Source organism: Wolbachia endosymbiont of Drosophila innubila, from assembly GCF_021378375.1.
In the GTDB taxonomy this organism is placed as follows: Bacteria; Pseudomonadota; Alphaproteobacteria; order Rickettsiales; family Anaplasmataceae; genus Wolbachia; species Wolbachia pipientis.
In genome coordinates this window covers 499,641-524,096 of record NZ_CP076228.1, presented here as the reverse complement: position 1 = coordinate 524,096, position 24,456 = coordinate 499,641, and the positions used below count along the sequence as shown (strand labels likewise).

Annotated in this window: 21 protein-coding genes and 6 pseudogenes; 18 read left to right on the top strand and 9 right to left on the bottom strand. The window is 35.0% G+C overall.

The features are described from left to right. The first annotated feature begins 102 nt into the window (after positions 1 to 102). The 5 genes and pseudogenes from yidC to J4T77_RS02640 all read left to right on the top strand — a co-directional run bounded on the left by yidC (position 103) and on the right by J4T77_RS02640 (position 4,007). On the top strand, positions 103 to 1,812 hold the full coding sequence (gene yidC, locus J4T77_RS02670) for a membrane protein insertase YidC (protein WP_095742636.1): 1,710 nt from the start codon (positions 103 to 105) through the stop codon (positions 1,810 to 1,812). Continuing rightward, positions 1,790 to 2,218 carry a 6,7-dimethyl-8-ribityllumazine synthase gene (locus tag J4T77_RS02665; RefSeq protein ID WP_006279647.1) on the top strand — a complete coding sequence of 143 codons (429 nt, stop codon included), beginning with the start codon at positions 1,790 to 1,792 and terminating at the stop codon, positions 2,216 to 2,218. The genes yidC and J4T77_RS02665 overlap by 23 nt, the downstream gene beginning before the upstream one ends. Then, entirely contained in the window at positions 2,218 to 2,700 is a 483-nt protein-coding gene (gene nusB, locus J4T77_RS02660; protein WP_190321169.1) for a transcription antitermination factor NusB, read from the top strand. Before J4T77_RS02665 ends, nusB begins: the two co-directional genes overlap by 1 nt. A gap of 172 nt (positions 2,701 to 2,872) precedes the next feature. Then, positions 2,873 to 3,807, top strand: a pseudogene (locus tag J4T77_RS07535) (IS5 family transposase). 32 nt (positions 3,808 to 3,839) lie between these two features. Further along, the gene (locus J4T77_RS02640; protein WP_167471207.1) at positions 3,840 to 4,007 is read left to right on the top strand and encodes a hypothetical protein; all 168 of its coding nucleotides are present in this window, start codon (positions 3,840 to 3,842) and stop codon (positions 4,005 to 4,007) included. Positions 4,008 to 4,128: 121 nt separating this feature from the next. Here the strand turns inward: J4T77_RS02640 and J4T77_RS02635 are convergent, their stop codons facing one another. The 5 genes from J4T77_RS02635 to yihA all read right to left on the bottom strand — a co-directional run bounded on the left by J4T77_RS02635 (position 4,129) and on the right by yihA (position 7,208). Further along, positions 4,129 to 4,530 carry a hypothetical protein gene (locus J4T77_RS02635; protein ID WP_223823061.1) on the bottom strand — a complete coding sequence of 134 codons (402 nt, stop codon included), beginning with the start codon at positions 4,528 to 4,530 and terminating at the stop codon, positions 4,129 to 4,131. Further along, positions 4,527 to 4,781 carry a hypothetical protein gene (locus tag J4T77_RS02630; protein ID WP_223823062.1) on the bottom strand — a complete coding sequence of 85 codons (255 nt, stop codon included), beginning with the start codon at positions 4,779 to 4,781 and terminating at the stop codon, positions 4,527 to 4,529. Before J4T77_RS02630 ends, J4T77_RS02635 begins: the two co-directional genes overlap by 4 nt. Before the next feature lie 63 nt (positions 4,782 to 4,844). Further along, on the bottom strand, positions 4,845 to 5,306 hold the full coding sequence (dut, locus tag J4T77_RS02625) for a dUTP diphosphatase (protein ID WP_190321170.1): 462 nt from the start codon (positions 5,304 to 5,306) through the stop codon (positions 4,845 to 4,847). A gap of 392 nt (positions 5,307 to 5,698) precedes the next feature. Continuing rightward, a complete protein-coding gene (gene argB, locus J4T77_RS02620) occupies positions 5,699 to 6,610 on the bottom strand; it encodes an acetylglutamate kinase (RefSeq protein WP_010962459.1) in 912 nt (303 codons plus the stop codon). Between the two features lie 4 nt (positions 6,611 to 6,614). Continuing rightward, positions 6,615 to 7,208 (bottom strand): ribosome biogenesis GTP-binding protein YihA/YsxC, encoded by a 594-nt coding sequence (gene yihA / locus J4T77_RS02615; RefSeq protein WP_010962460.1) that lies wholly within the window; start codon positions 7,206 to 7,208, stop codon positions 6,615 to 6,617. Positions 7,209 to 7,306: 98 nt separating this feature from the next. Here yihA and prfA point away from each other — a divergent pair, with 98 nt between their 5' ends. After that, complete coding sequence (gene prfA, locus J4T77_RS02610) at positions 7,307 to 8,386, top strand: peptide chain release factor 1 (RefSeq protein WP_007548640.1); 1,080 nt, start codon at positions 7,307 to 7,309, stop codon at positions 8,384 to 8,386. Between the two features lie 27 nt (positions 8,387 to 8,413). Here prfA and J4T77_RS02605 read toward each other — a convergent pair whose 3' ends face one another. Then, a complete protein-coding gene (locus J4T77_RS02605) occupies positions 8,414 to 9,577 on the bottom strand; it encodes a multidrug effflux MFS transporter (protein ID WP_233641107.1) in 1,164 nt (387 codons plus the stop codon). 16 nt (positions 9,578 to 9,593) lie between these two features. On the opposite strand from J4T77_RS02605, the pseudogene J4T77_RS07530 reads away from it, so the two are divergent. The 5 genes and pseudogenes from J4T77_RS07530 to J4T77_RS02580 form a co-directional block, all read left to right on the top strand. Further along, a pseudogene (locus tag J4T77_RS07530) lies at positions 9,594 to 9,736 on the top strand (N-acetyltransferase); the annotation flags it as partial. Positions 9,737 to 10,040: 304 nt separating this feature from the next. Next, positions 10,041 to 10,970, top strand: a complete 930-nt coding sequence (locus tag J4T77_RS02600; RefSeq protein ID WP_190321172.1) for an AEC family transporter — start codon at positions 10,041 to 10,043, stop codon at positions 10,968 to 10,970. 209 nt (positions 10,971 to 11,179) lie between these two features. After that, positions 11,180 to 12,162 (top strand): annotated as a pseudogene (locus J4T77_RS07525) (IS3 family transposase). Positions 12,163 to 12,335: 173 nt separating this feature from the next. Next, a complete protein-coding gene (locus J4T77_RS02585) occupies positions 12,336 to 13,667 on the top strand; it encodes a DNA recombination protein RmuC (RefSeq protein ID WP_190321173.1) in 1,332 nt (443 codons plus the stop codon). An 84-nt stretch (positions 13,668 to 13,751) separates the two neighbouring features. Then, positions 13,752 to 13,946, top strand: a pseudogene (locus J4T77_RS02580) (IS256 family transposase); the annotation flags it as partial. A 759-nt stretch (positions 13,947 to 14,705) separates the two neighbouring features. Here J4T77_RS02580 and J4T77_RS02575 read toward each other — a convergent pair. Continuing rightward, complete coding sequence (locus J4T77_RS02575) at positions 14,706 to 15,878, bottom strand: NADH-quinone oxidoreductase subunit D (RefSeq protein ID WP_010962676.1); 1,173 nt, start codon at positions 15,876 to 15,878, stop codon at positions 14,706 to 14,708. A 275-nt stretch (positions 15,879 to 16,153) separates the two neighbouring features. Here J4T77_RS02575 and J4T77_RS02570 point away from each other — a divergent pair, with 275 nt between their 5' ends. The 5 genes from J4T77_RS02570 (at position 16,154) to folD (ending at position 20,414) form a co-directional block, all read left to right on the top strand. After that, positions 16,154 to 17,332: an aspartate aminotransferase family protein gene (locus J4T77_RS02570; RefSeq protein WP_190321174.1), complete on the top strand. Its 1,179-nt coding sequence runs from the start codon at positions 16,154 to 16,156 to the stop codon at positions 17,330 to 17,332. 88 nt (positions 17,333 to 17,420) lie between these two features. Continuing rightward, positions 17,421 to 18,704, top strand: coding sequence for an HlyC/CorC family transporter (locus J4T77_RS02565; protein WP_010962674.1), 1,284 nt, complete (start codon positions 17,421 to 17,423; stop codon positions 18,702 to 18,704). A gap of 13 nt (positions 18,705 to 18,717) precedes the next feature. Further along, positions 18,718 to 18,984: a DUF2312 domain-containing protein gene (locus J4T77_RS02560; RefSeq protein WP_010082293.1), complete on the top strand. Its 267-nt coding sequence runs from the start codon at positions 18,718 to 18,720 to the stop codon at positions 18,982 to 18,984. After that, on the top strand, positions 18,977 to 19,552 hold the full coding sequence (locus J4T77_RS02555; protein ID WP_010082294.1) for a UbiX family flavin prenyltransferase: 576 nt from the start codon (positions 18,977 to 18,979) through the stop codon (positions 19,550 to 19,552). The genes J4T77_RS02560 and J4T77_RS02555 overlap by 8 nt, the downstream gene beginning before the upstream one ends. Continuing rightward, positions 19,536 to 20,414: a bifunctional methylenetetrahydrofolate dehydrogenase/methenyltetrahydrofolate cyclohydrolase FolD gene (gene folD / locus J4T77_RS02550; RefSeq protein ID WP_010082295.1), complete on the top strand. Its 879-nt coding sequence runs from the start codon at positions 19,536 to 19,538 to the stop codon at positions 20,412 to 20,414. Before J4T77_RS02555 ends, folD begins: the two co-directional genes overlap by 17 nt. A 480-nt stretch (positions 20,415 to 20,894) precedes the next feature. Here folD and J4T77_RS07520 read toward each other — a convergent pair. Further along, positions 20,895 to 21,990 (bottom strand): annotated as a pseudogene (locus tag J4T77_RS07520) (IS3 family transposase). Positions 21,991 to 22,260: 270 nt separating this feature from the next. Here J4T77_RS07520 and J4T77_RS02535 point away from each other — a divergent pair. Together J4T77_RS02535 and fsa are read left to right on the top strand one after the other, a co-directional pair. Continuing rightward, complete coding sequence (locus J4T77_RS02535) at positions 22,261 to 22,602, top strand: hypothetical protein (RefSeq protein WP_190321175.1); 342 nt, start codon at positions 22,261 to 22,263, stop codon at positions 22,600 to 22,602. A gap of 39 nt (positions 22,603 to 22,641) precedes the next feature. Next, a complete protein-coding gene (gene fsa, locus J4T77_RS02530) occupies positions 22,642 to 23,283 on the top strand; it encodes a fructose-6-phosphate aldolase (protein WP_007552982.1) in 642 nt (213 codons plus the stop codon). Between the two features lie 333 nt (positions 23,284 to 23,616). Here the strand turns inward: fsa and J4T77_RS02525 are convergent. Further along, positions 23,617 to 24,445 (bottom strand): annotated as a pseudogene (locus tag J4T77_RS02525) (IS5 family transposase). Positions 24,446 to 24,456 lie beyond the last annotated feature (11 nt).

The following is a 24,456-nucleotide window of genomic DNA, read 5'->3' as shown; positions in this document are numbered from 1 at the left end:
TTAAAGATCAGCGTTAAAAGTTATTATTAAAAATAAGTAAATTTCATTGTTTTAGTACAATATTTAGTATACACTTTAAGAAGATATGTTTGATTTAATTTCATGTCAGAAGCAAAAAGTTTAATTTTGGCAGCTATCCTTTCCATGTTAATCATGGTGTCTTGGCGTATTATTTATGATAATTTTTTTAGTACAAACCAAAACCAGCCATTGATTGAAAATATTGAACATATCGAATCTTTTAACGACCTTGCTCCTATAATATACCAAAATCGTTCTGAAATTATTAATTCTACTCGAGAACAGAGGGTTAGTTTAACCAATAACATGATTAAAGGATCAATTTCTCTGAAAGGTGCAAGGTTTGATGACTTAATTTTAACTAATTACCACTTAGAACCGAGTTCTTCTTCTCCACAAGTGGTGTTACTGTCACCTGCAGAATCAAAAGATGTATATTTTGCAGAATTTGGGTGGCTCGATCCGAGTAACAAGATTAAAGTTCCAGATTCTAAAGCAGTCTGGCGAGCAGATAAACTTAATCAAAAAGAGGTCAATTTATCTTGGGACAATGAGAATGGCATTTTATTTAGAATGAAAATTAACCTCGACGATAATTACATGTTTAAAGTTGAGCAAGTTGTTGAAAATAATACAAAGGATAATGTAGTTTTGGTTCCTTATGGTAAAATTAACCGTAAACGTGACAATATCAACGAATCTTATTGGATATCCCATGAAGGAGTACTGGGTGCATTTGATAATAAACTAGAGGAGTGGACATATAAGGATATTTCCAAAAAACATTTAATAAAAGCAAGCACGAGTGAAAAAAATTGGTTTGGTTTTGCTGATAAATACTGGCTCACAGCCATCATACCTGAAAAATCTGATAAAATAAATGTAAGCATTAAACACACAAACGTTAATAATACTGATAAATTCCAAGTAGATTTTGTCAAACCTTACAAGAGCATACTTCCTGGTGCAAGCGTTTCTAATGTGAATTATTTTTTTGCTGGAGCAAAAAAGTTGAATTTACTGGATTCTTATAAGGACACTCTCAATATACCCCTGTTTGATAAAGCTGTAGATTTTGGTGTTCTTTACTTTATAACTAAACCAGTGTTTTTACTGCTTGAATATTTTAACTTCGTTTTAAAAAATTTTGGCTTAGCAATATTATTGCTGACTTTAGTAATCAAACTTTTGATGCTTTCCTTATTTAATAGATCATATATTTCGATGTTTAAGGTAAAAAGCCTGCAGCCTGAATTAACTCGTATAAAAGAGTTGTATAAAAATGACAGCTTAAAGCAGCATAAAGAGACAATTGCATTGTTTAAGAGAAACAACGTAAATCCAATGTCGAGCATTTTTCCCATGCTAATACAAATACCGGTATTTTTTGCTCTATATAAAGTATTATTTGTTACTATAGAGATGAGGCATGCTCCTTTTTTTTTATGGATTAAGGATCTTTCAGCTCCTGACCCAACGAACATCTTTACATTATTTGGGTTGTTTAATTATAACTTTCCTATTTCTATAGGCATTTTACCTATAATTTTCGGTGCCACCATGATAATTCAGCAGAAGCTAAGTGAGAAAGATCAAACCAGTAAAGATGATATTCAAGTAAATGTTATGAAGTTTTTACCTTACATTTCTGTCTTTATTTTTTCTTCTTTTCCTGCCGGCCTGGTAATATATTGGATATTTAGTAATATTATAACTCTAATTCAACAGTCATTAATAAAGTTGTTTTTAACAAAAAAAGTGGTAGTAAATGTCGAGAATACTAATAGTTAATTCGATTTATTATACTGAAATAGCGAACCTTTTGCTTGAAGGTGCAATTGATAAATTAAAAGGCAGTAATGCCAGTTACGATGTAGTTGAGGTTCCTGGTACATTTGAGATACCAGCTACAATTCTTTTTGCAGTCAAGAGTGGGCATACTAATTATGATGGTTATTTAGCTCTTGGGTGCGTAATTCGCGGTGAAACCGATCATTATCAATATGTTTGTAAAGGAGTAATTGAAGGCTTAAATGAGGTTGTTATGCATTATGCAATACCCCTTGGTATGGGTGTAATTACCGCTGACAGCAAAGATAAAGCACTAGTTAGAGCTGATAAAAACAAAAAGAACGTTGGTGGCCATGCAGCCTCAACTGTTTTGCGTATGATAGATTTACACAATAAATTAAAATAATGGAGGAAAAACCAGTAGATAAAAAGTGGCGCATAAAAAGAAGCACGGCAAGATTTCTTGCTGTACAAATTGCTTATTCAAATATTTTCGTAGGTTACAACAAAAGCACTTTTAAACTGGAAAATTGTGAGCTTAAGGACTACATAAATAAGTTGAAAGATATATTTGAATGTGAAGAATTTGAACATCAGTTCTTAGAAAACTTGTTATATAAGGTTATAAAAAGCAGTGAAGAATATGATAAAATAATAGAGTCTTATTTACACCAAAGTTGGTCCCTTTCACGGTTAAATCTTATAAGCTTATCTATTTTGCGTGTTGCAATATGTGAGTTAGCTAATTGTGATACGCCAGTTCCAGTTGTCATTAATGAATATACTAACATTGCATCTGATTTACTTGATAAACCAAGCGAAATTGGTTTTATTAATGGGTTATTGGATAAGGCAAAAGATGCAGTTAAATTAAATAAAAATCCTTAGCAATTATAGCCAGCAAGCACAAGGTGTCATCCGAGTAGCTGCTGTATGAACATTGTCTACCAGATCCCAGTGCTTGACACTGGGATGGCTTTGTTGCATAGCAACTGAAAAAATCTGGTGGCTACTGACAAAATTCATTATAAAATAGCCATTTAACCTTGAAAGAAAAAATATGCCACAAAAAATGAGGGTCAGTAACCATAGCGAATATAACAAATTTCTAGAAAAAAGAGGAAATATTTTTCATTATATCAACGAAGCCATAGAAAAGTGGTACGAGAATGGTCCAAAAATACCAGGTGGCAACAATATTTATAGCGATAAAGTTGTAATTTTGGTGCACATAATAACTTGTTTATTTAGAATAGGCCTGAGGCAAACAGTTGGGTTTATAGCAGGATACCTTGAGCAAATTGGGAAAAATTTGCAAGTTATCAGCTATTCACAATCATCAAGAAGGTTTAAGAAACTCAATATTAAGATCAATGATTGCAGAAAATAATATGGAAGATATCGAAATTGCTATAGACAGTACAGGAATTAGTATATACAACAACACTCCTGGTCATAGCAAAGAAAATAGCGAAGATAGAAAGTATCGCAGCTATGAACAGACAAGAAAATTGCATGTAATGTTGAATACAAACAGCAAAAAAGCCATAGCTGTAAAATACAGTAACGGCTGATCACTATGGAGCTTGTGATTTGCTAAAAGAAGTCGATTTTCAGTATGTCATAAAAGTACTATATGCAGATAGGGCATGTGATAGGCACAAGTTTTATAAGTTGTGTAACGAATATGATATAAAGACAAAAATTCCACCAATAAACAATGCGGCAGAACATCCAGAAATAGATTATATGTCTGACAGGAATGCTGCTATTAGGTTAATAAAATTATACGGTGAAGATGGCATGAAAGAATGGAAAAAAAGAAGTAAATTATGGGAAAAGATCTTATATTGAAGGGTTTTTCTCAAGATTAAAGCAAATATTCGGATTTAGTTTTAGGAATAAATCTGAGATAAATCGAGAAAAAGAACTAAATGCTATTTGCTTAATAAATTCACTGATATTGGTATGGCTAAATTTGAGATAGTTACATGAATTTACCATAAATCACCATCTCATAAAGTGTGATGCAACAAAGCCATCCCAGTGTCAGCTACTTGGATGACAAGAAAGGGAGCACTGGAATGACATTATCTGTTGTGCAATTTACCTTCAAAAATGAATGTTTGTACAGTTATGTGTCAAGCACTGGGATGACAAGAAAGGGAACACTGGAATTTTTGTTTCAGCATTAGCCATGCATCTAAACAGATACGTTGCCTTGAGAATCGCAACATCCATGCAGTTATGCGCGTAACACTAAAAATCAAAAAAAACAAAGAGGCAGACTTAATCTACCTCTTTTATTTCACTTGGCTATACTGTCTGTTGTTGAGAAGCAACTTGTTCAACAATAAGTGAGCCTAAATAAGTGTTAACCCCTTTAGCACCATCTTTGTCTAAACCTAATGTTTTATTCCACTTTGTTTCATTTACTGCCTCGAACTTACCTTCATCGTTTTTCTCTTTTAGTGAACCTATCTCGAAGAGTAAAGTATTGCCTAGCGTATTGGTAAGCTGATTAATATCAACAATAATACGGTAGTTCTTGCCTTCTAAGCTGAAGGCTATATAATGTTTACCCTTTTCTACCTTACCTTCTTCATCTTTAACTTGGTTATTCCTTGCCATTTCCTTAAATGTGTCTTTTGTTACTAGCAATGCTGTTTCTTTACCGTTTTTTCTATCGTTATTAACAACAATCTTCGGAGCTCTCAACTCAGATATTTCATTGTTTTTGCTGATAGCGTAATTGCTGAACTAACCAGTGCAACAGCAACAATTGCTAATATACCGATTCCAAGTGGTGTAGCTGCAAAAGCTGCAAGTGGAGCAAGCGTGCAAGTTGAAGACACCCAATATGGTGCTGAAAGTGCTACTGCTGCGCCTATGACATACAAAGAAGTAAGTGCAACAAGTGCAGTATTTGTTTTGTGGAATTGACCACAGTGATTTTTGAAAGTTAGCATAAACGACCTCAAATATTAATATGCTTAAATAAAAAAACTGTCATAGTCAAGCTTTTTCGTAAGCTACCTGCCGCTTGAGCCAAAGCCCCCTGCATTGCGACCGGTTTCTTCTGCGCAGAATTCTTCTCTGTCATCCCAAATTACCTGAGATACAGGAGAAATAAGGATTTGTGCGATTCTATCTCCTCTTTTTATTTCGTATGGCTGATTACTTAGATTAATTAGACAAATTTTAACTTCACCTCGATAATCAGAGTCTATAGTGCCCGGAGAATTTAAGACAGTGATTCCATGTTTTGCAGCAAGACCAGAACGTGGGCGGATTTGCCCCTCAAAACCGTTTGGTATTGCAATCACAATTCCAGTTGGAATAAGTAATCTTTCAAGTGGATTTAAAACAGCAGAATCATTCAATGCAGCATAAAGATCCATGCCAGCACTCTGCGTAGTTGCATAACATGGAAGAGACAAGCCTTCTCCGTGTGATAATCTTTTTATTTCTACTTTAATTTTACTTCTTTGCACTCCAATTTACCATCTATGAAGACTCAATTATAGCATGTAAATTGTATCTGCAAAAGTGATAAATGTAAATGATGTCATTCCAGCGCGTGACGCTAGGCCATAAAATTCCTTGACAAGTTCAGTGCTCCTTTTTTTGTCATCCCAGTGCCTCTATGATGTCATTCCAGTCTGGAATCTAGTCCTTATTATGCAGCCACTTGGTTGAAATTAAGTCTTCTGGATCCCAGTGTCTGGGCGCTGGGATGACACCCTGACAACCGTCATCCCGCTACTTGTTAGCGGGATCTAGAGATACCGCGAATGAATCGCGGTATGACGTAGATTGTTGTCATTCCAGTGTCAGCTACTTGAATGACACCCTCTTGGTATTCGTGTAGTTGCAAGCAGTATAGCTATAAATCACTCACAATCGATATGCTTGAATTACTCTCAGTAAATAAATCAAGCATAATGTTAGATATTCTACCATCAACTATGTGAACAACTCCAGCACATTCCTCCGCCATTTTAACGTATGCCATAAGCCTTTCAATAAATTTTTCCCCTTTAATTTTCCCACAATCAATCGATGCATTTAAATTTTTAACAGATATCTTCCTGCCACCAATTTTATCTATTTCTTCATCTGTGTCACTCAAGATTATCATTTTAGATGCAGAAACTGCGATTGCGATTGCGCTTGCAGTGCTATCGGCATCAATATGATATGTTTCCCCATCTTTTCCATGACCAATTGGTGCAATAACTGGTATAAAATCTGATTCTTCAATAAAAAATAATATATCAGGATTGATTTCAGTGGGTCTACCGATGAACCCCATGTCTAATATCTTTTCGATATTATTTGATCTATCTTCTCTAAGCGTAGCGGTTATTTTTTCGGCTTTAATTAAGTTACCATCTTTTCCACATAATCCAATAGCTGAACCACCAGCAGAATTTATATACTGAACAATTTTTTTATTAACTGAACCACACAGTGCCATTTCAATGATTTTCATAGTGTCTTTGTCTGTAAGTCTGATACCATTCACAAACTTACTGTTCATATCCAGCATTTTTAACACTGAGTTAATTTCATATTCTCCGTCATGAATTATTACCGGATTTATACCAAGCTGCTTCAACAAGACAACATTATGCACAAAAGTATTAAATAGTGTTTCATCTAAGATTATTGTACCACCGCATTTAATGACAAAAGTCTCGCCTACAAAGCTAGGTATGTTAGATAGCACTTCAAGTAATATTTCTGCTTTTTGTTCAAATGACACCTCACCCTTTAAAAATTCACTACTCTTCATTTTTTTATCTTGTAAACTTGAAAAACTCATCTCTTACCTTGGTTATTTTATGCTTAACACGGATGCTCATTTGATGAATTGACACATTCTCATTATTAATCCATTTTTGAATATCTTCTATAACAGCACCTAAGCTTTTTTGACTTACTTTATCTATTTTTGTTAGCACAATGTTAAAGTTAATGTTATTATATATTAACCAATAAATGAAGTCTTTGTCTATTTCTTTTAATCCTACCTTGCTATCTATCAACACAAACACTCTTCTTAGATTTTCTCTTTGAATTAGATAATACTCAATTAAGTTTAAATATTGTATAATTTCCTCCTTGCCTGCATGAGAGTAGCCATACCCTGGTAGATCAACAAGTCTGAACTTATCATCGTACATAGAGTAAAAATTTATTTGTCTAGTGCATCCAGGTTTAGAGGAAACTCTGGCAGCTTTTTTGCTGTTTATCAGTAAGTTGATCAGACTGGATTTTCCTACATTTGATCTACCAGCAAACGCAATCTCTGGAGCCGACTCATTTGGTAATGATTTTATATCCGAAGCTCCAAATATGAAATTGCAGTTTGATGTTATCTGTTTTGCCATTATATTCAACTAGAAGGTAGTAGGTATATTATAGTGTTATTGCTTGATATAAGAAATTTTTTATTTCAGTATATATTACTTAGCTAGATCTGTGCTATATGGATATGGAAAATAATTTACAAGACTTAAAGAAAAAATTTAATGATATAGAGAGGAATTTGGAAAATCCTACCAATTTAAGTCAAAAAGAATTCATTACCCTTTCAAAGGAATACTCTGAGCTCAGGCCAATAATCAAGATAATTGATGAATATAACACGCTGAAAGAGGAAATTTCAGACTTAGAAGAAATAATGAAAGATGAAAACAGCGAAGGTGATATAAAAGAGTTAGCAAAAGAAGAATTTTTCGAAAAGCACAAGGTATTATTACCAAAAATAAAAGCAAAATTAAAGTTAGCATTATTGCCCAAAGATGAAGATGACTCAAGAAATGCAATATTAGAAATTAGAGCAGGTACAGGCGGAGAAGAAGCAGCATTATTTGCAGCAATGTTATTTCGTATGTATCAAAAATATGCAGAAAGAAGAAATTGGAAGTTCGAGCCAATAAGCATTTCTAATACAGGTATAGGTGGATATAAGGAAGCTTCTGCACTCATTAATGGAACAGAAGTTTTTGCAAGGTTGAAATTTGAATCAGGAGTGCACAGAGTACAGAGAGTGCCAGAAACTGAATCTTCAGGAAGGTTGCATACCTCTGCCGCTACTGTTGCGATATTACCTGAAGTAGAAGAAGTTGACTTTAAAATAGAAGAAAAAGACTTACGAATAGATGTTTATAGATCCAGTGGTCCTGGAGGGCAATCAGTGAATACAACTGACAGCGCAGTAAGGGTCACCCACTTGCCAACAGGGATAGTTGTGATACAGCAAGATGAAAAATCGCAGCATAAAAATAAAGCTAAAGCGCTCAAAGTATTGAGGGCAAGGCTATACGAAATTGAAAGACAAAAAAAAGAAATGGAAAGGTCAACAATGAGGAAAAGTCAGATTGGCTCTGGTGATCGTTCCGAGCGCATAAGAACATATAATTTCCCACAATCAAGAATAACAGACCACAGAATTAATCTAACTTCACATCGGCTAGAGCAGATTATAAAAGAAGGCGAACTAGATGAATTTATTGAGGCATTAATCTCACGTAATGAAGCAGAAAGATTGGCAGGGGAAAGTTAGCAGCCTACAATGGAATATCTTTATTAATTACATAGGATCTTTTAAACGCAATAGATAGACAGTAAAAACAAGTTCTAGTACTATCGCGGATAAAACAAGAACAGCTACACTAATTGTTTGACCATTGTAAATGTAGCTTGTTAAGCCGATAAAAATAGCCATGATAAAAGCTCTAATGAACGAGACTGCAGAAGAAGCTGTGCCTTTAATTTCAGGGAAAACATTTATTGATGCATTAAAAATCACTGGCTGGAAAATTGCACAATCGATAGAAAAAATAATCATAGACAGTGTTACTAAGTAGAAAGAGTGGGGTACAATTATACTGAATATTACAAGCAATAGAGACCCAATAGCACCCACGCTCGTACCAGAAATTACACACTTTATTGCTCCAAGTTTCTGCAAGATTTTGCCAGCAAATAGACTGATGAGTGAGAAGCACCCAACTATTGCACCTTGATGTAGTGCATAAATAGTGCTAGATAAACCAAAAGTCTTCATATACAGAAAAGGTCCACAAGTAATGAATGACATATACGCAGCAGAAAAGAGGCTTGACATCAAAGACAACGTAACAAACCTCGGATTAGATAGTAGTTTTCTGTAATCTTTCATCGTTTTTTTCAAACTGAAAATATCGCGGCTCTTTTTTGTTTCTGGTAACGCTAAAAGCAGCAAAACCCAAGAGATCAAACAAAGTATTGCAACAGTTGCATAATTACCACGCCATCCTACAATTTCATTGATGAAACTGCCTAACACTGGCGCAATTGCCATGACAACTGTAAGAACAGAATTCATGATTCCAATAAATTTCACCGCTTCGTCGCCTTTGTAGCTGTCTGCAACGATTGCAAACACAACTACAGATGTGCTAACACCAATGCCCTGAACAAAGCGAGAGATTAAAAGCCAAAAAATCGACGGTGCAAAAACACAACCAACAGCGCCGATTAATAACAAAGTGTTACCTATGATCATAATTCTCCTTCTGCCATAGCATTCAGACAATGGACCAAAAAACAACCCTCCTATGCAAAAGCCTAGGAAATTATAAGCAATAGTTAATTGAATTATGCCTTCCGGTACGTTAAAATAGTGCACCATATCAGGAAAACTAGGTACGGAAATGTCAATTTCAATGAACTTGGCAATGAGAGACAGGATTAACAGAAATGGTAGTAACATTTGAGATTTTTAATTAATGAATAAAAATATCACATTTAAAGCGTTGAAAGAAAACATTTTTTACTGTTATTAAAATGGTTAGAAACACCTCATGTGAAGGAATGGTGGATAAATTGGACACTAGGGTTAATTAAAGAAAAATATGACAACTATGTTAAAGCTCTTACTCTCTGTCCTAACTTTACTTATTTCCTCTTACTTTTTCAACAGTCCGTCTAAATTACTACAAGCAGTTTAATTTTTAGTAAATATGTCATTATTCAAAAATATGCAAGAAGCTTTACAGAAACTTAACATAATTTTATCATACAAATGTCATTCTTAAGTCCTATGTAAAAACAAATTTTGGCACTAATTTAATTAACTATGAGCTGGATAAATTGGAAAATAAATTTTGTTTACTTTTACAACACCTTAAGATCTAATGTCACTTTATCAATCAAAAATATTACAATAGGCTAGTATGTTCCTTACTCTTTTTCTCAAAATATTACCTATTTATATTACAATATTTATTGGTTACTTAGCAGGAAAATATCTTAAAGTTGATAGAAACACTATATCTCAAATACTTTTTTATATAGCTAATCCAATAGTGATTTTATATGGAGTCTCTCATACAGAAGTTAACTTAAAAGTAATTTCTCTGCCGATTTTGATATGGTTTATAGGTAGCACTATGTCCTTATCAGTGTATTATCTTTCTTCTTTTTTATTTAAGGATAACACAAGAAACATATTAGCATTTAGCTCGGGCAGCACAAGTATGGGTTATTTTGGCCTGCCGATTGCCATGGCTTTATTTGATGAAGATTCAGTATCTGTATATGTTGTTTGTTATATAGGAATGGCGCTATTTGAAAACAGCTTAGGATTTTACATAGCTGCAAATGGTATTTATACCGCAAAAGAATGCATATTAAAGTTGTTCAAACTTCCTTCGCTTTATGCGATGGTTCTGGGCTTCTTTTTAAGTATATACGATATACAAATACCTACTTTTTTAACAGATGTTATGATGAATATTAGAAGTACATTTGTCACATTAGGAATGGTGCTACTTGGAGTGAGCATTGCGAATATTGCAAGCTTTAAAATAGATTGGAAGCTTGCTTTGATCACTATTACAGCAAAGTACGTATTCTGGCCACTGTTTGTTTTAGGAATTGTCCTTTTAGACAAGCATGTTATAGGTATATACGATGAGAGCATATATAAAGCACTGATGTTGCTGGCTATTATTCCAGTTTCTGGGTCCAGTATAATACTTGCTAATATTTTGAATTATCAACCAGATAAAGCTACTCTGTTGCTTCTAATCAGTACTGCAGTGGGACTGTTTTATGTTCCACTAATAATATCATTATTTTTTACTAAACTTGTTCCTTTTTGATCAAAAAATTAAGCGCTTGCACAACCATTATTTGGGTAACAACACAAGACATTGATAAAACTTGAATTTATAGCTAAAGCAACTTCTACAATTTGGTAACCCGTCATCCCGCTACTAGTTAGCGCCGCGGCGGTAAATTGACCTTACCCAGAAAAAGTAGAGAGAAAGTTAAGACGTTTTTGGAGTAAAATAAAACGTTTTTTCAAAATATGACAAATAGAAGAGAATATACAGCAGAATTCAAATTAGAAGCTGTTAAGCTGGTTAAAGAAACAGGTCAAGCAAGTACAAAAATAGCAAAAGATCTAGGTATAGATGGCAGTATGTTAAGTAAGAAAATATAATGGAAAAATGTCTGGAGCATACGCATTTCCAGGCAAAGGCTCCTTATGACAAAGAAAGATTTGATCTAAAAAAAGAGCTAATAAGAGAAAGAGACATCTTAAAAAAAGCCCTGGGCAAAGAAAAAGAGTAAAGTATTCTTTTATATAGAAATTGCTATAAAACACAGGAACTATGTAGGGTTTTGTACTGGTGGTATGGGTTGCTAAGGAAAAAAGCAGTAAAGAATTAGCAAAAGAAGGGCTTCTAGCAGATATTCAAAAAATACATCAAGCTTCTAAATGCAGATATGGAGCCCCTAAAATTCACGCTGAATTAAAAGCTTTTAGGCAAAAATTAAAACAGTACAAAGTGTTATGCAAGAAAATGGCATTAAAGCCAAGTTTAGACGAAGGTTCAAAAAATAAAAAACAGCAAATAAGCAACCGAGTTGTGGCTCCGAACACATTGGATCAAAATTTTACTACTGATCAGCCAAATAAAGTTTGGGATTACCTACATAAAACTAAAAGAAGGTTGTTGGCGGCAATAATTGACCTATATTCACGCATGGTGGTTAATGAGTAACATGATAATTAGTTATAGATTCTTTATTGATGGCCGTTGATAAACGCAAACCCGATAAAAATCTGCTGTTACATAGCGATCAAGGGTCACAGTATACCTCTCAAAATTACCAATTTCTATTGAATACAAAAAACATCATTTCCAGCATGAGCCATAAGGGCTGTTGTTACGATAACTCTGTTGCAGAAAAGTTCACTTAAAAGGGAGCTGCTTATTGATACTTCTCGCTCAACAAACCAGAACTGCCATATTTGAATACATAGAAATCTTTTATAACAAATAACGTAGACATTCTACTATTAACTATTGCATTCCTGCACAATTTATTCTCATGATAAAAACGTCTTAACTTTCTCTCTACTTTTTCTGGGTAAGGTCACCTCTTTAGGTGCTCCTTTTTTCTTTCTTATACACACAAAAATCATATAGAATTGTAAATACAGCTTTTTTATTCTGATGCTTTTCAATACTATAGCTCTGGTTGTCTCTCTATTACTATTTTTCTACATTATCGTAAAAAAACTGAGCGAAAAGAAAGCAAACCTTGAGGGTAATTTATGTAAATTAGAGCAAGAACTTCAAGAAACAAAGCAAACTTTGCTTACGAAGAATGAAGAAATAGTTGATTTAAGGGTCAAAAAAGCAGAACTTGAAGTAACTCTGCAAAAAGAACGTGAGGAAAAGAAAAAGGAAATAGAATTACTAACAAAAGCAGAGGAGAGATTAACAAACACTTTTAAAGCGCTCTCTCTTGATGCTTTGCAGACAAATAACAATAATTTTCTGAACTTAGCAAAGGAAGTAATCGATAGTAAATTAAAAGAAACGGAAAGCGATTTCAAAAAAAGACAAGCAACGATCAACGAAGTTGTAACTCCAATAAAAGAAAAATTAGAAAAATTTGATAATGAAATACGCGAGCTGGAAAAAGAGAGGGTAGGGGCCTATGAAGGTTTAAAGGAGCAAATTGGAGCGCTGATGAACCAAACTTCCAGCCTTGCTAATGCCTTGAGAAAGCCTCACATCAGAGGAAAGTGGGGTGAAATGCAACTCAAAAGGGTGGTAGAAATGGCGGGAATGATTGAATATTGCGATTTTTTTACTCAGCCGTCAGTGGTTGATAAAAACGAGGATAATTTATTGCGTCCTGATTTAATAATCAAAATGCCATCTGGAAAGCAAATAATAATAGATGCTAAAGTGCCGCTTGATTCTTACATGGATGCTATATCACAAAATGATTTGCAAATACAAAAGGAGAAATTAAAGAATCATTCCCTGGCAATAAAAAAACACATAAATGATTTGGGTAAAAAAGAGTATTGGAATCAATTTGAAAATACGCCAGAACTTGTGGTGCTTTTCTTAACAGGGGAGGGGGTTTTTAGCGCAGCACTGGAATATGAGCCTGCTTTGATAGAGATTGGAGTGGAAAAAAAAGTGATCATTGCAACACCGATCACTCTAATTGCGTTGCTGAGAGCAATAGCGTATGGATGGAAGCAAGAGATGATAGCTGAAAACGCAAAGAAAATCAGTGAACTAGGTCATATTTTATATGAGCGCATTTGCACAATGGGTGAAAACTTTGATAATTTGCGCAGGAGCTTAAAAAGTGCTGTTGATCATTATAATAAAACTGCTGGCTCTCTTGAAGCAAGGGTGTTTCCTGCTGCTCGAGAATTCAATAAGCTTGGTATACATGCAAAAAATAAAAGTTTAAGTGCTGCAAAGGAATTAGAGTCTTTACCACGCAGTTTACATACTGAGGAGCTGAAAGTAGATTAGGCATCTTAACAGGGAATGTTCAAAAAAGTGTGTCAAACCAAAAAAAAAGTAATAAATTGATATAAAAAAAATGGAGGTTTGACAATGAGTCAGAAAGTAGTAAACAGAACTACCGGTTTGGTAGATTACAAAGAACTGGAAGCAAATATACTGTCATCAATAAGGGAAGGCAGACCATTAACAGGAAGGGATGGAGCATTTACACCATTTATAAAAAAGCTGCTGGAGGCAAGTTTGGAAGGTGAAATAGAAAATCACTTATTAACTGAAAGTGAAGAGAGGGTTTGGTTGGAAGAAGTGGAGTAGCGAATGGATATACAAAACGCTGGGTCTATATTCAGACTATAGAATAAGGTATTACAAACCGAAAGCATCACCAGCACAATATGTTATAAACTTTGGTAAAGAATCTGCTAGGAAAGCGTAGTGCGGATGCTGCGTTTGACGAGGCGGGAGCTGGAAACGTTAACATGGGAATTTGGATTGAGGCCTATTGTGAAAACAATGGATCAGCCACCAAACCCTAAAGTAGGCGCGCCAGTTCTTGACCTTACATATTTTTTTGAAGGTTAAATCCAGCTTAGGGTCGAGAAACTTAGATAAAGCCATAGCCAAAGTGTTTAAAATATTAATAATTATACACACAATTATTCAACCATATTTTTGAAGATAGCTATGCCGCCGCGGTATCTCTTAGCCGCTAACAAGTAGCGGGATGACGATTGTTGGTAAATCTAAGTCAGTTTAGCTATAGGCAGCAATTTTCTGTATTTATTTTAAATTGAAGGAAGCTCAAATGAAAGATCATGTTTTGCTAAAAATCACAGAATGCAGTCTAACAGTGAACGGTTACGCTTTTGATCAAAAATGTTGTATAGTACACAATCAATTTTTCTGGATCCAAGTAGTCAAGGCACTGCCTTTGTGTTTGAGGCAAAATCGGCTATAACACTTAACATACTGCCTTTGCAAACAAATGTTCGTACAGTTATGTGTCAGCTACTTGCATGACGCCATTGCCTGAACGGGTACCAATGATTACCTATCAATCTCACCAAAAACTATATCGAGTGAGCCAATAATTGCTGCAACGTCAGCAAGCATGTGTCCTTTTGCCATAAAGTCTAAGGCTTGTAAATGCGCAAAGCCAGGTGCTCTTATTCGGCACCTATAAGGTCTATTGGTACCATCTGAAACTATATACACTCCAAACTCACCTTTTGGTGCCTCAACAACTGCGTAAGCCTCACCTTCTGGTACGTGATATCCTTCTGAATAGAGCTTAAAATGGTGAATCAGAGCTTCCATAGATTTTTTCATCTCTGCTCTTGACGGTGGAGAAATTTTTCTATCTTCAGTTTTTATTTGCCCTTCAGGCATTTTCTCTATGCACTGCTTCACCAAACTGATAGATTGCCTAATCTCTGCCATTCTAACTAGATAACGGTCATAACAGTCGCCATTTTGGCCGATCGGTATATCAAAATCTAGTTGATCATATATCTCATATGGCTGGCTTTTTCGCAAATCCCAAGCAAGCCCAGCAGCGCGCAACATTGGGCCACTAAAGCCCCAATCAAGTGCCTGTTTAATTGATATTTCACTAATTCCTACAGTGCGTTGCTTCCATATCCTATTTTCTGTTAAAAGTTCATCAACATCGTCTATATATTTTGGAAATTGCTCTATAAACTTTGCAATATCCTCAATCAAATCTTCTGGAACATCTGCTGCAATTCCACCTGGCCTGATGTAAGCTGCGTGAAACCTTGCACCTGAAGCTCTTTCGTAAAATTCCAGTATTTTTTCTCTTTCTTCAAAGAGCCATAAAAGAGGGGTCATTGCTCCAACATCAAGTGCTTGAGAAGAAACGTTCAGTAAATGATTTAGTATTCTCGTCAGTTCACAAAACAAGACACGTAAATACTTTGCCCTAATTGGCACTTCACATTGCAACAATTTCTCCACACAAAGTGAATATGCATGCTCTTGTGACATTGGTGATACGTAATCAAGGCGATCAAAATAAGGCAAAGCTTGAAGATACGTTTTATGTTCTATTAATTTTTCAGTACCGCGGTGCAAAAGCCCAATATGGGGATCTGCCCTCTCGATCACTTCACCATCCATCTCTAAAACAAGACGCAACACTCCATGTGCAGCTGGGTGCTGAGGTCCAAAATTTAACATCATTGTCTTTAGATCGGGCATGTCCAGTAGTTTAAGATATTAAAATTGTATAGGCTAAAGTGCGCTCAAAGTCAATAAACTTCTTGCATAGGCTACAACTATCATTCAATAGAAACAAAAACTTTTACAATGGCTAATAAGTGTTGATAAAACCAAGTCACTTTAGCTATAGAATGACAAAAAAGGTTTGCATTAGCCAAATTTTTAGTTGAAGTAGCATAAGAGGTTAAAGGAAAAGCTTTGTGTTAATGGATTCATTTCAGGTATAGTATAGATAATACCACAATACTTATAAAATGGATCATGTTGTTAATGCGTATAATAGACTTGACACTCCTATAGTCAGGGGAGAAGGGGCATATCTTTTTGATAAAGATGGTAAAAAATATTTAGATTTTGCTGCAGGTATTTCTACAACTTCTTTAGGGCATTGTCATCCATACATTACAGATAAGCTGAAAGAGCAATCGAGCTCATTATGGCACTGCTCTAACATTTTCACTATTCCCGAGCAAGAAAGGCTTGCCGAGCGTTTAACAACCCTTACTTTTGCAGATAAAGTTTTTTTCTGCTCAAGTGGGCTTGAAGCAACAGAAGCTGCAATTAAGTTTATTCGTCGTTACTTTTATTCAAAAGGGCAAGCAAAACGTAATCGTATTATTACAATTGAAGGAGGCTTTCATGGCCGCAGTATTGCTGCAATTTCTGCTGGAGGCAATGAAAAATCACGCGAAGGTTTTGCTCCGCTCCTTTCTGGTTTTGATAAAGTGCCAAGAAATGACATTAAAGCATTAGAAGAAAAAATCAACAATGAAATAGCTGCTGTATTTTTAGAGCCCATACAAAGCGAAGGTGGAGTATATCCACTAGACGTAGAATATCTTCAAAAAGTAAGGGAAATAACAAAAGCTCAAGGAATAATTTTGTGCTTTGATGAAGTGCAGTGCGGATATGGACGCATCGGTTCTTTATTTCATTATCAAAATGTCGGCATTGAACCTGATATGCTAACCTGTGCGAAGGCTATGGGTAACGGTTTTCCTGTAGCTGCATGTTTAGTGAAAGATTATATAGCAGAAGCAATTACTCCAGGAACTCATGGATCAACCTATGGTGGCAATCCACTTGCCATGACTGTTGGTAATGCAGTGCTCGATATAATGCTAAAAGAAGGCTTTTTTGATCATGTTAAAAGAATTAGTAAATATTTAAAAGAAAAGCTGTTGCTTTTAGCTAAAGAATTTCCTGAGATGATTTTAGAAGTTCGTGGAGAAGGGTTACTAATAGGAATAGAACTAGCAACTCTTGTAGCTGATAAAATTATTAGTCGATCTCTTGATAAAGGTTTAATAATAACTAGGGTTTTAAACAACAAAGTAGTAAGGGTAACCCCACCACTTATCATTGAGGATGAGCATGTGAACGCAGCGTGTAATATGCTTTATGATTTGTTTTTTAAGATTAAAGGTATATAAAATTCGGCAATATAAATTCAGGCTTGCAAATGCCTCTCATAACATGTAAAATTAATTTTATTTTTTATCACAATAACATCGTACTTTAATGGATTGGTTATTGGTCTTAGTATCATCAGCAATTTTTGTTTTGTTAGTTTTATCGTTTTTGTTCTCAGGAGCAGAAATAGGCTTAACCTCAATTAGCCGTTCTCGAGTTAATAAGCTAAAGCTAGACGGTAACAAAAAAGCCAGGGTAATAGATCGCTTATTAAATAGGAAAGAATTGACAATAGGAACGGTATTGCTCGGCAATACAATTATTAATATTACTTGCTCTGCTTTATTTACAGCAATATTTATCAATCTTTTTGGAAATGAGGGCATTCTCCTATCAACAATTATAATGACATTTTGTATTTTATTGTTCTGCGAAGTTCTACCAAAAACTTATGCTATTCAAAATCCTGAAAAATTTGCATCATTTTCTGCTTATTTTGTATTGTTTTTTGTAAAGATTTTTTCTCCATTGACACTAGGTATTCAATTTATTGTTAACCTCATCCTAAAATTATGTGGGCTGCATAAAGATAAGGAAGTGATATCTGCAGCGGATGCAATGCGTAATATGATTACTCTTCACCGCAGTGAAGGAACTATGTTGCAACAGGATTTAGATATGCTAAGCAGCATACTTGATTTGGCTGAGACAGAGATATCACAAATTATGACCCATAGAAGAAACCTATTTTCTCTTGATATAGATCGGAATAAAGAAGAGTTAATAAGAGAGATTTTAACCAGCAGTCACAGTAGAGTACCTTTATGGCAGAAGGAACCAGATAACATTGTAGGTGTAATTCACGTGAAAGCTCTAATAAATGCTTTGCGTGAAAAGAATAATAAAGCGGAAGAAGTTGACATTACCCAAGTTATGTCAAGGCCTTGGTTCATACCAGAAAGTACACCGCTCAGCGTGCAACTTCACAACTTCCGTAAGAACAGGAAACACCTTGCATTTGTTATTGATGAGTATGGAGCACTGCAGGGAATTGTAACTCTTGAGGATATACTGGAAGAAATAGTTGGAGAAATTTCGGATGAACATGATTTGATTACGGAGAATTTTATAAAGAAAATATCTGATAATATGTATCACATAGAAGGAAAATCTACTATTAGGGACATTAACAGGCAGTTATACTGGAATCTCCCTGATGAAGAAGCTACAACTCTAGCAGGTATGATTGTGAATGAAATAGAGCGCATTCCTGACGAAGGCGAGGAGTTTTCCATGTATGGTTTTCGCTTTAAGATTTTAAAAAAAGATAAAAATATTATTACTGTTGTTGAAGTGCAAGTAAAAATTGGTAATATTAGTGGCAGCAATTAATTAGTGGAGTTTCATGGAAGATACAGTAAAAATAACGGCTGAAGAGTTGAAGGGTTACATAGAGAGAATCGAAAAACTTGAACAAGAAAAGAGGGATGTGCAAGATCACATTCGTGATGTATATGCAAAAGCCGCAGATGAAGGTTGGGATATAAAAGTGATGAAACAAATTATTAGGCTGAGGAAGATGGATGATGATGACAGAGAGGAACAAGAAATATTGCTTGATACCTATAAACGTGCATTGGGAATGAGCTACGAAGAAGAGTTAAGTGAATAGCAGAATTGTAATTGGAATAAGTGGAGCATCTGGTTCTATTTACGGTGTGCGTATTTTAGAAGCGTTGAAAGACGTCGATTATGAAACTCATTTAGTGATAAGTCGTGCTGGGAAAGTAACTTTAGCTCACGAGATTAAAGAAAAACTTGAAGATATTACATCACTTGCAGATTTTTACTATTCTGAAGAAAAGATTGGAGAAAAAATAGCAAGCGGCTCATTTAAAACCTCAGGGATGATTGTAGCACCATGCTCTATGAAGACAATGTCTGAAATCGCATCAGGTGTTACTTCCAATCTATTGACAAGGGCTGCAGATGTAACGCTAAAAGAAAGAAGAAAGTTAGTTCTTATGGTGCGAGAGTCACCACTGCATCTTGGGCATTTACAAAATATGTTAAAATTAACGGAGATGGGAGCAATTATTGCTCCACCAGTGCCTGCTTTTTATATTAAACCGAAATCGTTGGATGATATTATTAATCATTCTGTTGGCAAAGTATTGGATTTATTTGATATCAAATTACCCGACTTTAAGGAGTGGCAAGGAAGTGACAATTATTATTGATGGTAAAAAAATAGCAAACGACCTATGTGAGAGGCTATCACAAAAAATTGATATTTTAAAGAGAGAGTATAACATTTTTCCTTGCCTGAAAGTAATTCTCATAGGTAGCAATCCAGCAAGTCAGGTTTATGTTCGCAACAAACAGAAAAAAGCAGAATCAATAGGCATAAGTTCTGAGACCATTGTTTTGCCTAATAATATTTTAGAAGATGAATTAATTGAAAAAATCAATGAATTAAATGAAGATCCATCTGTGCATGGCATTTTAGTGCAATTGCCTTTACCAAATCATATTAGTGCAAGCAGAGTAATTAATACAGTAAGTGTTGAAAAAGATGTAGATGGCTTTCATGATGAAAACGTTGGCAAATTAGTTAAAGGTGAAAAAAACTGCCTTATACCTTGCACTCCTAAAGGTTCTTTGCATTTAATTAAGTCAATTGAAGAGAACCTTTCCGGTAAAAACGCAGTGGTAATTGGTAGGTCAAATATCGTGGGCAAGCCAATGTTTTACCTGCTATTGCAAGAAAACTGCACTGTCACCATCTTGCATTCACAAAGCAAGGATTTAGCTGAATATTGCTCTAAAGCGGATATAGTAGTTGCAGCAGTCGGAAAGCCAAATTTTGTTCAAGCAGACTGGATAAAGAAAGGTGCAATAGTGATCGATGTTGGCATAAATAGCGTTAACGTAGGAAAGCTTGTAGGTGATGTTGACTTTGAAGGAATAAAAGGGAAAGCCAAAGCTATGACCCCAGTACCCGGGGGCGTTGGCCCAATGACCATTGCATTTCTAATGATGAACACTGTTATTGCTGCTTGCTTGCAAAAGGGAGTTGATGCTTCTGATTTCATTAGTTGAGGTATGAAGAGGAAAGCTATATGAAGATAGAATGTACCATATCACAATTAATAAAAAATTGAGATTTTTGAAATTCCTCAGTAGTCAAATTTATTAAATATTTAGGATCATCATCTATTCTTTTTTCTCTACAAGTATAGCTAAAATGGCTTAGGTTTACCTACAATTTGAAAAACAACAAATTCGTCATTCCGCTACTCGTTAGCGGAATCTATGCTGAGATACCGCGGCGGTATGACGTAGGGAAACCTTTCTTGGGTTAGCTATAGTTAGTGGAATTGCAAAGTTTCTAGGCATAAAAAGCTTTGAACCTAATATATGAGCCAAACTTAATTTTCCAACCGTAGATACACCTGTAATAAAAATAATAGTCTTCATTTTGTGAATTTACTTGCTATATGAACTATCGGAGAAATTTTTTTATAGTTTATAGTATCTGACCTTACCCAGAAAAAGTGGAGAGAAAGTTTGGAATGTTTTTCACAAAGAGAATGATGAATCAAAATGCTCAGGAATGCAATAGTTAATAGTGACGTTGTTTGTTATAAAAAATTTCTATGTATTCAAATATTGCAGTTCTAGTTTGTTGAGCAGAGTGTTGTGAAGTATCAATAAGTATTTCTCTTTTCAATGAGCTAAAGAAGCTTTCCACAACAGAATTGTCGTAACAACAACCTTTATGACTCATCTATGTTTTTTATGGATAAGAGATATTGATAACCTTGCGAAGTATATTGTGAACCTTGATCACTATGTAATAGTAGATTTTTGGCAGGTTTACGCTTGTTAACGGCCATTAATAAAGAGTCCATAACCAATTGTTTATTTATTGAACTGCTCATTAACTACCATGCGTGAATATAGATCGATTATTGTTGCCAAATATAGCCATCCTTCTTTGGTTTTTATATAAGTAATCCCATACTTTATTTGGTTGATCAACAATAAAGTTTTGATCTAGTATATTGGGAGCTACAGCTCTATTATCTGTTTGTTGTTTTTTAATTTTAAACTTTCTTTTCAGTATAGCCCTGATGTCATTTTTTCTGCATAATACTTTGCACCGTTTTCAAATTGCAACTTTTACCCAAAGCCTTCAATTCAGCATGAATTTTAGGAGCTCCATATCTACATTTAGAAACTTGATATATTTTTTGAATAGCTGCGAGTAGCTCTTTATTTGCTGATTCTCTACTGCTTATTTTTCTTGTGGTCCACTTATAGTAGCCACTAGCAGAAAATCCTACATAATTCCTGTACTTTATAGCAGTTACTATATAAAAAAATATTTTACTCTTTTTGACTGGCTAGGGCTTTTTTTTAAATGTCTCTTTCCCTTGTTACTCTTGCTTTGTAAATCAAACCTCTCTTTGTCGTAAGGAGCCATGTTACCTCTACCTGGAAATGCATTTGCCGCTGACTTTTTTTCGTTATATTTCTTCATCCATTTTCCTAATACACTATCCCTTATTCCTAGATCTCTTGCTACTTTTGCAACTGGTTGACCTACCTTTCTTTGTTCATTTGCCAGCTTAACAGCTTCCAATTTGAATTCTGCCGTATATTCTCTTGCCATTTCTAATCCTCCAAAATTTTATTTTACCCGAAAAAACTCCTTTCTTTCTCTCCACTTTTTCTGGGTAAGGTCAATATACCAGTGCCGAAAATAGTTGACAAAGATTGTGTATACTTATTACAATTGTTTGGGTACCAGAAGTTTTTACGGCAACAAAGTATGCACTAACTATAAGTAAGGAAGACTTTAAGCAGGCAATAAAAAAAATGAAGTAACGTTTAAAAGAGATTGAAGGAGAGAAGAAAAAGGTAAAAGGGAATACGGCAGAAAATGAATCTTATTACAAATAGCATAAAGGGCTTTTATTCTAGTGTTAAATCGGACCTAGATTGGCAAGCCAAACGTAGTCTTATTAGAACATTAGTAAAAGAAGTCAACATTGCTCTTGATAAAGTAGATGTAGTATTTAAGATCAAAGAACTTGAAAACCCCGCCCAGAATAGACAAAATCAAAAGATGGTACATTGTCTAAGGGGTCTGGGCACTGGGATGACATCTTTTTTCTTGGTACAAATTACTCTTATGTCTCAATATTTGTACAGTTGTGTTATCGGCTGTTTGATGTTTACAACGCAGAAAGTTCATAAGGTTGTAAGTCAAGCGGTAGGATGACAAGATTTTGCAAGGGTATTTTTTTTATAGGAGATTAATATGGAAATTTTTCTTGATAGCGTTGATTTAAATGAAATTAAAGGACTAAAGGAGTTCATTGACGGCATAACAACTAATCCTTCTTTAATAGCAAAGTCCGGGCGTAAAGATAAATACGAGGATTTAGTGCGTGAAATATGCTCTATTATAAAAGGGCCTGTTAGTGTTGAAGTTGTTGCAGATAGCCATGAAGAGATGATCACAGAAGGTCTGAATTTAGCAAAAATTGCTGATAATGTTGTGATCAAATTACCTCTTACACATGAAGGATTAATTTCTTGTAAAAAGTTATGGACAGAGCATAAAATACCTGTTAACATCACATTATGTTTTTCTCCTGGACAAGCACTCCTTGCCGCTAAGGTCGGTGCTTGTTTTATTTCCCCCTTTGTTGGTCGCCTTGATGATATAAGCTATGATGGCTTATCGCTAATAGAAGATATATGTACTATATATTCTAATTACGGTTTTGATACTAAAGTTCTTGTTGCATCAGTGAGAAGCCCAGCGCATGTAATAGAAGCTGCAAGGCTTGGTGCTGATTCAATTACTGTGCCAGCAAAAGTACTTAGACAATTAATTAATCACCCACTTACTGACCAAGGGCTAGCAATATTTGAAAAAGACTGGGGTGTAAAATAATAGACGGTTACAAATGAACATAAAAATTGGCGTATCCGTTCAGGCAATGGCGTCAACTTAAGAGCCTTCATTAGCAAACTCTCCTAAAGACATGATGGCGTTTGCTACCTTATTGCGGCTGCCCTGGTCGAATTTTAACTTTATAGCTAACCCAAGAAAGGTTTCCCTACATCATACCGCCGCGGCGCTAACGAGTAGCGGAATGACGAATTTGTTGTTTTTCAAATTGTAGGTAAACCTAAAGCTATAGAAAAAAAGAAGAACCAGTTTCTTAGTTCTTCATTGACATAATCCACTTCATATGCCTCAGAGGTTGTCCGGAAACTAGTAAATTCAAGCATATTCCCTCTTTAACATAACCCTACTCATAGCTAGGTATATGAAATTCTCAGTGGATGTTGTGAGTAAATCATACTCCTTCGATAGCCTTCTATTCCTATTAACCCAAGCAAAAGTCCTTTCTACAACCCATCTTCTTGGCTGTACTTTAAACCCTTGTTCTCTTGTTGGTAGTAGCTCAGGTGGCGTATCTTTGTGCACCCAAAATCTACATGGAGGCCTTTTAACAATTTCAATATCTATGTCATATTCTTCCTTTATGTGATTCTTTAAATTTCTTCCTTGGTATCCCATGTCAGCCCACATTTTTTAACTTTAGTATATTTTGTTCTCATATTGTTTAATGCTATTTTAATACCATCTCTATCATTTTCGTTAGCAGCGCCTACGTAACAACCTAGTATAAAACCCTGAGTGTCTGTAATTATATGCCTTTTTCTACCCTTTACTTTTTACTTCCATCATAGCTTTGATCCCCCTTTTCTGTAGTCTTTACAGATTGACTATCTACTATACAGGCACTCGGCTGCTCATTCTTTCCTATTTTTCTTCTACTATATTTTGTAATTTCATAATTCATTTTCTCAAAAATTCCCTGCTTCTTCCATTGCCTGAACTGCTCATACACAGTCTTCCATAGCGGAAAATCATTTGGTAAATACCGCCATTGACACCCTGTACGCAATACATAGAAAATTGCTTCTAATATTTCTTTTTTGCTATACTTTGGCAGCCTTCCTCCTTTCTTGTATGATACTCTGAAGTGTTTTTCTATTCTTGCCCATTCCCTTTCGCTTAGATCTGTTGGATACTTTTTTCTCATCTTTACCCCGT

Excerpts from the sequence above, each read along its gene's own strand:
- yidC (WP_095742636.1), top strand. The coding sequence starts at position 103 with ATGTCAGAAGCAAAAAGTTTAATTTTGGCAGCTATCCTTTCCATGTTA.
- J4T77_RS02665 (WP_006279647.1), top strand. The coding sequence starts at position 1,790 with ATGTCGAGAATACTAATAGTTAATTCGATTTATTATACTGAAATAGCG.
- nusB (WP_190321169.1), top strand. The coding sequence starts at position 2,218 with ATGGAGGAAAAACCAGTAGATAAAAAGTGGCGCATAAAAAGAAGCACG.
- J4T77_RS02640 (WP_167471207.1), top strand. The coding sequence starts at position 3,840 with ATGCAACAAAGCCATCCCAGTGTCAGCTACTTGGATGACAAGAAAGGG.
- J4T77_RS02630 (WP_223823062.1), bottom strand. The coding sequence starts at position 4,781 with ATGCTAACTTTCAAAAATCACTGTGGTCAATTCCACAAAACAAATACT.
- argB (WP_010962459.1), bottom strand. The coding sequence starts at position 6,610 with ATGAAGAGTAGTGAATTTTTAAAGGGTGAGGTGTCATTTGAACAAAAA.
- yihA (WP_010962460.1), bottom strand. The coding sequence starts at position 7,208 with ATGGCAAAACAGATAACATCAAACTGCAATTTCATATTTGGAGCTTCG.
- prfA (WP_007548640.1), top strand. The coding sequence starts at position 7,307 with ATGGATATGGAAAATAATTTACAAGACTTAAAGAAAAAATTTAATGAT.
- J4T77_RS02605 (WP_233641107.1), bottom strand. The coding sequence starts at position 9,577 with ATGTTACTACCATTTCTGTTAATCCTGTCTCTCATTGCCAAGTTCATT.
- J4T77_RS02600 (WP_190321172.1), top strand. The coding sequence starts at position 10,041 with ATGTTCCTTACTCTTTTTCTCAAAATATTACCTATTTATATTACAATA.
- J4T77_RS02585 (WP_190321173.1), top strand. The coding sequence starts at position 12,336 with ATGCTTTTCAATACTATAGCTCTGGTTGTCTCTCTATTACTATTTTTC.
- J4T77_RS02575 (WP_010962676.1), bottom strand. The coding sequence starts at position 15,878 with ATGCCCGATCTAAAGACAATGATGTTAAATTTTGGACCTCAGCACCCA.
- J4T77_RS02570 (WP_190321174.1), top strand. The coding sequence starts at position 16,154 with ATGGATCATGTTGTTAATGCGTATAATAGACTTGACACTCCTATAGTC.
- J4T77_RS02565 (WP_010962674.1), top strand. The coding sequence starts at position 17,421 with ATGGATTGGTTATTGGTCTTAGTATCATCAGCAATTTTTGTTTTGTTA.
- J4T77_RS02560 (WP_010082293.1), top strand. The coding sequence starts at position 18,718 with ATGGAAGATACAGTAAAAATAACGGCTGAAGAGTTGAAGGGTTACATA.
- J4T77_RS02535 (WP_190321175.1), top strand. The coding sequence starts at position 22,261 with ATGAATCTTATTACAAATAGCATAAAGGGCTTTTATTCTAGTGTTAAA.
- fsa (WP_007552982.1), top strand. The coding sequence starts at position 22,642 with ATGGAAATTTTTCTTGATAGCGTTGATTTAAATGAAATTAAAGGACTA.